Source organism: uncultured Nevskia sp. (assembly GCF_903885465.1).
Classification (GTDB): domain Bacteria; phylum Pseudomonadota; class Gammaproteobacteria; order Nevskiales; family Nevskiaceae; genus Nevskia.
This window is the reverse complement of the sequence record NZ_CAISIQ010000556.1, coordinates 1-10,933: the sequence shown is the minus strand read 5'-3', so window position 1 is coordinate 10,933 and position 10,933 is coordinate 1. Positions and strand designations below refer to the sequence as shown.

General features: G+C 63.0%; 12 protein-coding genes. 2 read left to right on the top strand and 10 right to left on the bottom strand.

The genetic code is table 11. The features are described 5' to 3' along the window. Positions 1 to 38: 38 nt before the first annotated feature. The 9 genes from QZY06_RS21585 to QZY06_RS21545 form a co-directional block, all read right to left on the bottom strand. On the bottom strand, positions 39 to 533 hold the full coding sequence (locus QZY06_RS21585; RefSeq protein WP_295688187.1) for a cupin domain-containing protein: 495 nt from the start codon (positions 531 to 533) through the stop codon (positions 39 to 41). A gap of 74 nt (positions 534 to 607) precedes the next feature. Then, complete coding sequence (locus tag QZY06_RS21580) at positions 608 to 1,003, bottom strand: nuclear transport factor 2 family protein (protein WP_295688185.1); 396 nt, start codon at positions 1,001 to 1,003, stop codon at positions 608 to 610. A 16-nt stretch (positions 1,004 to 1,019) separates the two neighbouring features. Then, entirely contained in the window at positions 1,020 to 1,355 is a 336-nt protein-coding gene (locus QZY06_RS21575) for a Rieske 2Fe-2S domain-containing protein (RefSeq protein WP_295688182.1), read from the bottom strand. Between the two features lie 5 nt (positions 1,356 to 1,360). Then, the gene (locus tag QZY06_RS21570) at positions 1,361 to 2,737 is read right to left on the bottom strand and encodes an aromatic ring-hydroxylating dioxygenase subunit alpha (RefSeq protein WP_295688180.1); all 1,377 of its coding nucleotides are present in this window, start codon (positions 2,735 to 2,737) and stop codon (positions 1,361 to 1,363) included. Between the two features lie 326 nt (positions 2,738 to 3,063). Next, entirely contained in the window at positions 3,064 to 3,846 is a 783-nt protein-coding gene (locus QZY06_RS21565; RefSeq protein WP_295688179.1) for an SDR family NAD(P)-dependent oxidoreductase, read from the bottom strand. A 53-nt stretch (positions 3,847 to 3,899) separates the two neighbouring features. Further along, on the bottom strand, positions 3,900 to 4,658 hold the full coding sequence (locus tag QZY06_RS21560) for a tyrosine-protein phosphatase (RefSeq protein ID WP_295688177.1): 759 nt from the start codon (positions 4,656 to 4,658) through the stop codon (positions 3,900 to 3,902). A 5-nt stretch (positions 4,659 to 4,663) separates the two neighbouring features. Beyond that, positions 4,664 to 5,200 carry a hypothetical protein gene (locus QZY06_RS21555; RefSeq protein ID WP_295688175.1) on the bottom strand — a complete coding sequence of 179 codons (537 nt, stop codon included), beginning with the start codon at positions 5,198 to 5,200 and terminating at the stop codon, positions 4,664 to 4,666. A gap of 5 nt (positions 5,201 to 5,205) precedes the next feature. Beyond that, entirely contained in the window at positions 5,206 to 6,402 is a 1,197-nt protein-coding gene (locus QZY06_RS21550) for a phosphotransferase family protein (protein ID WP_295688174.1), read from the bottom strand. Between the two features lie 112 nt (positions 6,403 to 6,514). Beyond that, positions 6,515 to 7,579 (bottom strand): hypothetical protein, encoded by a 1,065-nt coding sequence (locus QZY06_RS21545; protein WP_295688171.1) that lies wholly within the window; start codon positions 7,577 to 7,579, stop codon positions 6,515 to 6,517. 189 nt (positions 7,580 to 7,768) lie between these two features. On the opposite strand from QZY06_RS21545, the gene QZY06_RS21540 reads away from it, so the two are divergent. Next, the gene (locus tag QZY06_RS21540; RefSeq protein ID WP_295688169.1) at positions 7,769 to 8,818 is read left to right on the top strand and encodes an AraC family transcriptional regulator; all 1,050 of its coding nucleotides are present in this window, start codon (positions 7,769 to 7,771) and stop codon (positions 8,816 to 8,818) included. On the opposite strand, the gene QZY06_RS21535 is transcribed toward QZY06_RS21540, so the two are convergent. Beyond that, positions 8,752 to 9,861, bottom strand: coding sequence for an NAD(P)-dependent alcohol dehydrogenase (locus QZY06_RS21535; protein ID WP_295688167.1), 1,110 nt, complete (start codon positions 9,859 to 9,861; stop codon positions 8,752 to 8,754). The two genes, QZY06_RS21540 and QZY06_RS21535, sit on opposite strands and share 67 nt — an antisense overlap. Positions 9,862 to 10,181: 320 nt before the next feature. Between QZY06_RS21535 and QZY06_RS21530 the strand changes: the two genes are divergently transcribed. After that, the coding region (locus QZY06_RS21530) for a hypothetical protein (protein ID WP_295688166.1) at positions 10,182 to 10,933 on the top strand (752 nt) is incomplete at its 3' end.

Here is a 10,933-nt window from a genome sequence, read left to right as displayed (position 1 = left end):
GGCCTCCGCCTTTTTCGTTGAACGAAGTTCGGCCATTACTACCCTTGGTCGGTCTTTTCGCGATCGTAGTATTCGACCGTATTCTCGGCGCGAAACATTTTCCGGACGCTTCTTTCGCCGCGCTGCCCGGCCACGATGAGTATCTTCTGCGAGTCCGGATACTCACAGGTCTCGACCTCGACCAGTGTCGATAAAGCCAGATAGCGCATGGTCGTCGCGCCAGTGTTGATGATCTGGTGCGCTCCCTCAGGCCCTCCAGGTGGACAGGCAATCACATCGTGCTGGCGGATCGGGTAGCGCTGCTCACCGAAGCGCAGCTCGCCTTCACCTTCAAGGATCAGGAACATCTCCTCTTCGCCATGGTGGCAATGGAAGGGACATTGAGACTTGCCGGCTGGCAGAACGGTGAGGTTGTAGCCTAGCTTCCTGGCACCGATGTGGTCGCTGATCTGTCCGCGACTGGAGGTGTAGAGGCCGTTCTGCTCGACGTCGTCAAACGCGACTTCGTCAAGATTCATGATCGGTTTAACCATGCGCGCCTCCAATAGCCGGGTCAGGGGAATGGCAGGAGCCTATCCCAGCAGACCGTATGCGCGGTGCGGCTACGTCAAGGTGTGCAGAGAATCGCGTTGGCATGCATCGTATCGAGGTACTCCCTGACGCTGGCAATCTTGCCGTCGCGTACCTTGAACTTGAAGTGATAGAGGTTGTTGTAAGTGCGACCGTTGCGAGTATCGACGAAGGATTCCGCTTCCAGGGCGACGCGATCGCCTTCCGCGGTCCAGTCGCGAGGCTCGATGCGGATCGGGCCGGTGCAGACGTCGAGCACGCCGGACAGCAGCTGCTCGAACTGCGCCTTGGTATAGGTGCCGGAAATCGGCATCGTGCCCGCGACCCACCAGGTGGCGTCGTCGGTCATCATCGCCATCGTCTCCTTCACTGCGCCCGAAGAGAACAGTTCGAGAAAGCGGGCGACGGTCTGCTTGTTGGTTTCAGCGCTCATCGTTGTTTTCCTTGATTCAAGTGGTGACCGTTTCCGGTAACGCGACCGAGATCTGGCCGTCGTCAGTGATCTGTACGGCGTAGCTGGGCACAGGCACTTTGCCGAGGGGGCCAATACCGCTGCCGGTACGCATGTCGAAGCAGGCGCCATGTTTCGGGCAGTACAGCTGATGCCCGCGCATGCGCCCGCCTTCGAGTGCGGCCAGTTGGTGCGTGCAGCGATTGGCCAGCGCGAATACGCCGGCTGCCGTACGGCATAACAGGATCGATTTGCCATCGACCTTGAACGCCTTGTTGCTGTCGACGGCGAGTTCGGCAAGCGTTGCCACCGGCAGCCAGCGGACTTCGCTCATCGCGCTTACTTCTCGCCCGAAATGTAGCGGTCCACTTCCTTGTGGAAGTGACGGATCCGCGCTTCCTGCTCGCCCCACAGCGGGCCCTTGAAGCCGCGTGATTTCAGCCCCGATTGCACATGCGGTACCAGCTCGAAATCCTGCAACAGGACCGGCCCGATGCCCGGCACTTCGTTCGCAGCCCAACGCTCGATCTCCGGCCGCACGGCGCCGGTCACGTCGATGTCCTTGGGCATCGCCATCCAGGTCGGTACGTCGTAGTTCGGCGTATCGACATGGCGATAGAGCAGCATGTTGTCGTAGGTGAATTTCTCGGGATCGGTCGGGTGTGGCACGAAGCGCATGATGAATACGCCCTCGGCATGCATACCCATCTGCACGTTCGGGAACATGCCGGTGATCCAGCCGTCGCTGAGCTGGCCGTCGGTCAACTGATTCCAGTCCTTCAGACCGAGACGCGCAGCGCGTTCGCGCTTGGCGATCTGGATATCGCGACGGGTATCGGCCACGGTGCCGGTGTAAGTGTCGGGATCGATGCCGGCATCGCGCAGGAAGATCTTGGTGCCCTCATCCAGATCGCGCGAATGCTCCACTTCATGACGGTGCGATTTGATGCCGAACCACATGATCATCCGGCTGAAGCCGTTCTTGTAGAGATCCACCTGGCTGAATTCCTCGATCGAGCCCTGCGTCTGCGGATGGATGTGCGGCAGATGGTAGGACTCGTAGAAGGTATCGACGCCGGTCTTCCAGTTGCTGCTCCAGTCGCTGCGCGTATGACGCACCAGGTTCATCGTTTCCAGGCCATAGGCTTCCACATAGCCTTCCGGCAGGCCCATCCATTCCTTCAGCGGCGGTGCCTTGCCGTCCATGTTGATGAACACCAGGCCGGCCAGGTGATCGCAGCGCACTTCGGTCAGGCCGGGGCGGTGAGCGATCAACTTGGGATTGAAGGTTTCCTCGTCGACGATCTCCTGCAGCTTGCCGTTGCCGCCAAAGCGCCAGCCATGGAACGGGCAGGTGAAGCTGTCGGCGACACCGCGATCAACCTGGCAGACGCGGTTTCCGCGATGCGGGCAGCTGTTGTAGAAGGCCTTGATCGACAGGTCATCCTGGCGAACCAGCAGGAATTCCTCGTGGCCGTGCTGGTACAGCGTGTAGTCGCCGGCTTCGCGGATGTCGGAAGTGACCGCCGCCAGCAGCCAGACCTTCGGCCACAGCGTTTGCCATTCCTTGGCCATGAACTCGCGCGAGTAGTAGCGCGAGGGGTCGATGACCTCGCTGCCGTTATCGATCGGCGGCGAACGGCCTTCGAGCGAGCCTGCCGGCGCGCCGAGGTCGAGGGGAAACTTGAACTGCTCGAGACCAGGATTGTCGCCCATCGTATGACTCCTCCATCAATCGATTGCGGGGATGCCGCGTTCGAACGCGGTCTGGTGGGTAGTCGAAGACGCGCGAGACGGGAGCGCGTTTTCGTTGCGTCTCCCGTCCCGCCTGTAGCAGTTATTGATCCGGCTGCTTGATATTTAACGGCTGACGCTCCGATGGCTTCTAGACGAATCTCGCTCGGCGAGCGCCGCAGCAGCCGGATCAATAACAACAGCAAAATGTCTTTGTTATTGAGTCGGCATCATCCACCTCGTCGGCAAGGGTAAGGGACGTTTCAAGGCCACACTCCCAAGCCAATGTCTTGATGCCGGCTCAATAATCAGGTGAACGAGATGCGCACCACGTGGCCGTAGTCGACCGGCAGGATCACGCCGTTCAGATAGGAGCCGGCGTCGCTCGCCAGCAACAGCAGCGGCCCATCGAGTTCTTCGAGCTTGCCGACACGCTTGGCCGGCAGGTTGTCGACTTCGAGCTTTCCTTCCGGGCTGTCGAAGTACCAGTCGACCATCGCCGTGCGGAAGTAACCCGGTGCAATGGAGTTTGCGCGAATGCCGTGCGGCAGCAGATCGATCGCCAACTGCTTGGTGAACTGGATCAGTGCCGCTTTCGCCGTGCCGTAGATCGACAGGTAAGGCTTGGTCTGCTGACCGGTGATCGAGGTGATGTTGACGATGCTGCCTGGCTTACCCGCCGCGATCAGGCGCTTCGAGAACTCGCGCGACATGCGCATGCAGCCAGTCAGGTTGACGTTCATCAAGTTTTCCCACTGATCGTCGCTGATGTCCGGGAACGGTACGAAGACGATCTGGCCAGCGTTGTTGACCAGCAGATCGATCGATCCATAAGCCTTCTCGGCTTCATCGAACGCAGCGGTGACGCTGGCCGTGCTGCCGATATCGACGGCGACGGCAATCGCATCGCCACCGGCGGCGCGAATCTCCGCGGCGACCACCTCGATCTCCTCCTTGCGGCGTGCCGCGCAAACCACGCGCGCGCCGGCGTCGGCCAGCGTCTTGACGAAGTGGCGGCCCATGCCACTGCTGGCGCCGGTGACCAGCGCGGTGCGGCCCTTCAGTGAAAACAGTTCGTTTGCCTTGCTCATTGCGTGTATCGCTCCTCAGCGTGTTCGGGTCTTGTTGTGGGTTGCGGGCGGGCTCATTCCAGCAGCAGCGCTTCGAGCCGCGCCCTAGTCGTGTCGTCCAGGCCCAGGGCTTCGCGCAGGTAGCGCTCGGCTGAGTCGTGGTGTTGATCAATCGTGCTCAATGCAGCGGCGAGATAGGACGGATGCGCCTGCGTCAGCGCCGCCATCACCTCCGGTGCCACGATGCCGCCGACCTGGAAGGTCAGATCGCGGCGATAGTCGTTGCTCATTGCGTAGTCGGCTTCGATCGTTGCCCGCGGCACGCCGAGCGCGGTCAGCAGCATCGCGGTGGCGAAGCCGGTGCGGTCACGGCCGCTGGTGCAGTGGAAGACCAGCGGCAACGAATCGGTATCGGCGATCAGGCGCAGCAGCCTTGCGAAGATCGCGGACTGCTCGACGACGAAGCGGCGATAGATGTCCTGCACGCGGGTTTCGATTTCGGCCGGGCCAAGGCTGCCGTCGCGCGCGCCAGCCAGCAGTTCCTCGCCGCCATGCGGCATGAAGCCGATCGCATGCGTGGTGACTTCAGGGCCAAGCGCACGGTTCGGCTTGTGCTCGCGTTCAGGCTCGCCGCGCAGATCACAGACCGTACGCAGACCCAGGCTCTGCAGCAGCGCCAGATCCGCCTCGCCGAGTTCGGCCAAGGAGTCCGACCGGAACACCCGGCCCCAGCGCAGGCGGCGACCATCCGCGGTCTCGTAGCCGCCGAGATCGCGGAAGTTCACCGCGCCGCTGAGCGGCAGACGGCGCAGGCCGGGTTCGATGGCAGTCACCGGGTTCAGCCTTTGGCGATCGGTGCCAGCAAGCTGTCGATCGCCGGCACCAGCGCCGGGTTCGGTTCCCAGCCCTGCATCAGCAGCCAGGAGCGGTCGCGCAGCAACTGCTCCTTGGACATCGCCAGCACGGTCTTTTCGACTTCGCTCTGGACCTTGTCCGAACCTTCGGCGTAGACCGCGCGCACGGTATCGGCGGTCGCGGCACGCAGGCTGCGAATGGCGTCGAGAATTTCCGAAGGCTCGGCGCGGGCGCGGTCGAGCACGTCGGCACCGGCGCTGCTGGCGGCAGCCAGTTGCCCGGCGGCAGCCAGACCGCTGGCCTGGGTGGCGAGCGTCTTCGCCGTTGCCAGCAGGCGGGCGAGTTCGTCGCAGTCGTAGCGGTATTCCAGCGGCAGATGCTGGGAGATCAGCATCAAGGTGCCGATGGTCAGCTGGGCCGATTGCATGGCCAGCTGATTGGTTTGATCCATCGCCGGAATCACGTCTTCCATCATCGCTTTGATGACGGTCTGAATCTGCAGCTGTGGGCGCATTTCCATGAGTCTTAAACCCCTTTTTCGATGAGGCCGCGCATCTCGTCCATCAGCATGTAGCCCACGCCGAGCAGCCAGGCGAGCAGGATGTCCTGATGCGATTTGCCGTTCTTGGCGACGCGATAGCTGGTGCCCAGGGTCATCGCGATCATCGAGTAGGCGTTGAACACCTGGTAGTAATGCAGGGCCTTGGCATCGACCTTCAGGCCCGCTGCCTGCTCGTAGGCTTCGAGGAATTCGTTCTCCGGCATCAGGCCGGAAATCAGCACCGTCTTGCCGTCCTCGGTCATCGTCGAGAACGCCTTGCTGGTGCTCCAGGCAAGGTCCTGATGACGATCGCCGATACGGGCCAGCTCCCAGTCCAGCCAGGTGCCGATGGTCAGCGTCGGTTCGTCGAACAGATAGTTGCCGGTGCGGAAGTCGCCGTGGACGATCGACAGCTGATCGACGGCCGGCGCGTGCTTGTGCAACCAGCTCGAAGCCAGCGCCATCAGCGGCACTTCCTCGGCAGCATCTTCGGCCCAGACCCGATCCCACCAGCTGACCGCCCAATGGGCGTTCTCGGTGCCGGTCTGCGGGATGTCGAACGCGGACAGTTCAGCCTTGCGGAAATCGAAGGTATGCAGCTTGGCCATGTCGCGCACGAACTGCGGCGCGAGGGCGTTGCGCACGTCCGGCGGCATCCAGGTGCCAAGGCCTGACACGCCGCTCTTGGCGGTGGAAGGCTTGGTCACGCCGGCAGCGAAGCCGTAGACGATGCCCGGGTAGGGCAGGTGCTCGCCGAGCACGTCGACCCAGAACGCTTCCGGCACCGGCAGCGTGCCCTTCATCGCGTTGACGATCTGGAATTCGCGCAGGCGGCTGGTGGCGTGCAGCGATTCGGCGAGATCGGTGCGCAGCACCATCTTCGTCGTCGTCTGACCGACGCCGGGACGACCCCAGGCCAGCTCGAAGCCCATCTGCAGTTTCGAGGCACCACCGGCCAGCCAGTGTGCATTGCGCACTTCGAAGGGCGACTTCAGGTTCGCGGCGATCAACGCCGTGACGCCTTTCACCAGCGCTTCCAGCGGCAGCTTGGTGAACGGCGCGCCGGCACGCTTTTCCATCTTCCAGGTCAGCGCGCGATCCACTTCGCGCTCGACCACGAATTGTTTGCGCATCGTCGCGATCAGCTGCGGCGAAGGCTTGTCCTTGTCGACCATCTGCATGGGCGGTCTCCTCAGTTTTATTGTTGGAATGATTGTTGTGTGTAGGGCGGGCCGCGCCCGCCAGCACTGTGCGGAAAGTGGGCCGAAGCTGGCGGCCGTGGGCCGCCCTACTTCAGACGGTCAGATGTCCAGACGACTTCATCCAGCGCCGGCCATGCTGGCGAGTCAGCGCCTGCATCGAATTGATTTCGCTCGCCAAGCCATAACCGACTCTTCCGTCGTTCAAGGTCCAGCGGCACTGCGCGACATACAGGTTCGAGGCGACGTAGCAGACCCAGGGCCCGCCGCATTCGGCGGCGCCGTGTGCGGTCCAGACCTTGCCGCGCTTGTCGGTGGCGGTGACTTCCACTGCGTGGATGACGCTGCCCAGGCGATGGGTGACCAGCTTGAGATCGGTCAGTCCGTAAACCTCGCCCTTGTCCATGACATAGCCGTGCGCGAGGCTCTGCTGCTGATCGACTGGCTTGGTCGGGTCCCAGTGATTGATCCACTTGATCGCGAAGTCCGGCCCGAAATGGCAGTGCGACCAGCCCATGGTCGGCACGAAGATTTCGGCGCGGATGCCCCAGCTGTGATCCATCGTCTCGACGCAGTCGATCGGATACTCGACGCCGCGGAACTTGAGCCGGCCTTTGAAGTGACCGGTCAGGTCGAAGTGGCCGCCGTAGCCCGAGCCCATGCCGGCGCCGGCGTGCTGCGCGTCGACGGTGTCCGCGGCCATCGGGCTGTGGTTCTTGTCGTGGATGTCGAAGGGCTCCATCAGGCCCTTGAAGTCGAAGTCGATCTCGGTGTCGTCGTAGCCGCGATAGCTGACCGTGTAGTCGCGAATGCTGTGCGCTTTCACGTGCAGGCCGTTGGCGGTGGTGTACTCGCGCAAGCTCGGCGGGCAGGGCAGGGCCATCTGGGCGTCGAGGTAGAGCGTCTCCACCCGGTTGTCGACCAGCGCGCCGTACAGCGACACATCGCAGGACTGCACGCCGACGCCGCGGCGAGACACCGTGTAGACGATCCCCATGATCTTTTCCTGGGGAATGTAGAAACAGAACCAGTTGGTTTCTGCGTAGCGATGATCCGCGTCGGGCGGATTGTGGAATTCGGTGTCTTGATCGGTGACCACAGCAGCTCCGGAGTTCGATTCGGCCTTGTCGGCAAGGGTTTCTGAGGTTCTCTGGCTCACGCGCGCGGACGTGTCGGGGGCGTGGACCGTGGAGTAAGCTTAGGCGCGGTGATTTCGTGCTTCTTTGTGATTCGTATCGCCGCAGTATCGAAAAAGTGCTCAGCCCGAATGTCCTGGAAACAAGACAAAAATGGCGCTGGACAAGAGCGGCGGTGACCACGATCACGGCCCGGGTGCAAGGAGAGCGACATGGCAGGACTGTCAACACTGCGAGCGGTTGATGCCTTCAGCGCCGGCATACGTCGGCCACCGGTGTTCAGCAATGACGCCGCAGCCTGGGGCGGTCCTTCGGTCTGCGAATGGAAGCTGCCGTGGACCGACGGTTTCGAACTGGCCGAAAACGATGATTTCATCGTCGCCGTTCACAGCGGCGGCTCGCGCAAAGTGCGCGCGTCCTGCAACGGGCCGTGGAGCGAAACCACATCGACGCCGGGGCTGATCAGCGTGATTCCGCCGGGCCGCCGAGTGGAGTACGTGATCGATGGCGCAGTCAGCTTTTCATCGCTGCATGTGCCGCATCGGCTGCTCGACGGACTGGAAAAATCGATGTTCGCGGCGCAGCCGGCGTTCCGTTTCGCGTTCCGCGATGCCTTCGCCAGTGCCTGCATGGACGTGCTGCTGAAGCAGGCGCATGACCTCAGCCGCTGCAATATCCCGTACGTGAATTCGGTGATTCGCGCACTGGTGCTGCACCTCATGGCCTCGTTCCGCAATGAAGAAGCTGCGGGCACGGACGAAGCACTGGTGCTGAAGAATGATTCGAGCCTGAAGCTCGATGCGATGCTGGATTACATCGACGCCAATCTCGCCAGCCATCTGACGCTCGATGGTCTGGCCGAGCGGGCGAAGGTCAGCCGCGCCCATTTCGCGCGGCGCTTCCGGGCCGTGACGGGCTTGGCGCCACATCGCTACATCACCTTGCGCCGCATCGACAAGGCGCGCGAGCTGCTGCGCAATCCGCAACTGGAAATCAACCGGATCGCACTCGATCTGGGCTTCGGCGATCAGTCGCACTTCACCCAGGTGTTTCGCGCTGCGACCGGCACCACGCCGGGGCACTTCCGCCGCAATGCTCTGAGGTCGGGCGGCCCGTGGCCGCCACTGCCCTGCCTGAACGGCGGGCAAGGCCCGCCCTACACCGGCCGAGCGCGTGGCCCGGCCGGCTCAAGGCATCAGAAGATCAGCACCGGCTTGATCACGCCGCCCTTCTCGGCCGCATGCGCGGCTTCGTTGATCTGATCGAACGGGAACTTGCCGATCAGCTTGTCGAACGGGAACTTGCCCGCCTTGTACCAGCCGGCCATGCGCGGAATGAATTCCTGCGGATCGGCATCGCCTTCGACGATGTAGCGCACGGTGATGCCGCGGATCAGCATGCTCATCATGTTCGCCGGCACCGTCGCTTCCGGAGGCGGCACGCCGAGCAAACCGAGCACGCCCTTCGGCAGCAGCGCTTCCACCGCCGCAGCCATCACCGCCGGAATGCCGGTGGTGTCTAGCGCGTAGTTCACGCCGCCGACCAGTTCCTTGATCTTGGCCAGCGTGTCCGGCGTTTCCTTCGGATCGATCACGTGGGTGGCGCCCAGCTCCAGCGCCAGCGCGCGGCGGCCGGCTTGCGGTTCGACGACGATCACCGCCCCGGCATCGACGGCGCGGGCGCCGAGTAGTGCGCTCAGGCCCACCGCACCACCACCGAAGATCGCCAGCGATTCGCCCGGCAGAATGCCGAGCGCGTTGACTGCTGCGCCGGCGCCGGTCTGGATGCCGCAGCCGAGCGGGCCGAGGATGTCCAGCGGCAGCGACTTGTCCATCACCACGGTGTTCAGCTCACGGGCCAGCGCGTAGGTCGCGAACGAGGACTGGCAGAAGAACAGGCCGTTGATCGGCTTGCCATCCTGGGTGATCTGCGCCGAGCCGTCGCTGGCACGCACACCGGCGAGATTGCGGGGGTAGAACGTGTAGCAGTACGCCGGCTGATCCTTGTTGCAGTTCAGGCATTCGCCGCAGGAATCGAAACTGAGGACGACGTGATCGCCGACCTTGACCTTGGTGACGCCGCTGCCAATCGCTTCGACGACGCCCGAACCTTCATGGCCGAGCACGATCGGCATCGGCACCGGGAAGCCCGTGCGGCATGCGGTATCGGTATGGCAGATGCCGGTGCCGACCATCTTGATCAGCACTTCATCGGCGCGCGGGGCGCTGATCTCGACGTTCTCGATCGTCCACGGGGCGCCCACTTCACGAACGATGGCGGCACGCGCCGCAATGTTTGCAGTCATCCGAATCTCCTCTCCTGTTGATTTTTGTCTGACCGCCTGGCGAGGGCCGCTGCTGCGGGGCCGATCACCGGCTGAAGCCAGTTCATTTGGTCGTATGCTAACGTACTATAAACGTGGGTCGACATGCCGGCAGGCAAGTCGAAATCGTGCGCAGACACGAAGAACAGCGAGAAGTGGAGTGGGGAGCATGTTGATGAACGCGAATCACGACAGCTGTCGGCGCGCTCGTTTCCGTTGTCTGCCGATCACCATCGCGTTCAGCCACTTCCCATTTTTCCGGCCGTCAGTGTGACGGCCATCCGCCTGCAGGAGCCAGGACCATGCTGACCGCGCCGATCGATCATCCGCTGAATCTCGCCACCCAGTCCGTACTCACCTACGGCAGCTATCTGGTCACCGCCGTGCTGCTGGTGATCGCCATCGTCATGGGCGTTCGCCAGAAGACGCCGTTTTACGTGCTGCTGATCGTCGGCGCCTTCCTCGGCGCTTTCGCCGAAGCGCTGTACGACACCGGCATGACCCTGTGGTTCTACACGCCTGGCCTGTGGACGACCTTCACCGCCTTCGGCATTCCGCAGCCGGTCTGGGCACACAGCGGCTATGTGGTGCTCTACGCGGGCCCGGCGATGTTCATCTGCGACCGTATCGCTCGCGGCCTGACCGCGTCTGGCCTGTACCTGTGGGCGGCGATCGAACTGGCCTGCTCTTGCGCCTTCGAGATGATCGCCATCAACGGCGACGCTATGTCGTACTGGGGGCCACACGCCTTCCGCATCCTCAACTACCCGCTGGCGATCGGCGTGCTGGAAACCGCGCAGGTGGTCTGCTTCGCGGTGATCGCCGCCGAACTGCGCCGCCGTTCGAGCAGCCACTGGTCGCTGCTCGGCCTGATCGTGCTGTTCCCCTGCACGTTCTATCTCGCCAACTTCGGCGCCGGTGCACCGATGATCATCGCGCTGCATCTGGAAAATCCGTCGGTGCTGATGAGCACGATCTGCTCGGCGATCAGCATCGGCTTCGCGCTGGTGCTGATCTTCGGCGCTTCGAAGCTGCTGCCGGCCGAGCAGGCCGC

Bases quoted from the DNA above. Each gene is read 5' to 3' on its own strand.
- QZY06_RS21585 (WP_295688187.1), bottom strand. From the start codon at position 533: ATGGTTAAACCGATCATGAATCTTGACGAAGTCGCGTTTGACGACGTC.
- QZY06_RS21580 (WP_295688185.1), bottom strand. From the start codon at position 1,003: ATGAGCGCTGAAACCAACAAGCAGACCGTCGCCCGCTTTCTCGAACTG.
- QZY06_RS21575 (WP_295688182.1), bottom strand. From the start codon at position 1,355: ATGAGCGAAGTCCGCTGGCTGCCGGTGGCAACGCTTGCCGAACTCGCC.
- QZY06_RS21570 (WP_295688180.1), bottom strand. From the start codon at position 2,737: ATGGGCGACAATCCTGGTCTCGAGCAGTTCAAGTTTCCCCTCGACCTC.
- QZY06_RS21565 (WP_295688179.1), bottom strand. From the start codon at position 3,846: ATGAGCAAGGCAAACGAACTGTTTTCACTGAAGGGCCGCACCGCGCTG.
- QZY06_RS21555 (WP_295688175.1), bottom strand. From the start codon at position 5,200: ATGGAAATGCGCCCACAGCTGCAGATTCAGACCGTCATCAAAGCGATG.
- QZY06_RS21550 (WP_295688174.1), bottom strand. From the start codon at position 6,402: ATGCAGATGGTCGACAAGGACAAGCCTTCGCCGCAGCTGATCGCGACG.
- QZY06_RS21540 (WP_295688169.1), top strand. From the start codon at position 7,769: ATGGCAGGACTGTCAACACTGCGAGCGGTTGATGCCTTCAGCGCCGGC.
- QZY06_RS21535 (WP_295688167.1), bottom strand. From the start codon at position 9,861: ATGACTGCAAACATTGCGGCGCGTGCCGCCATCGTTCGTGAAGTGGGC.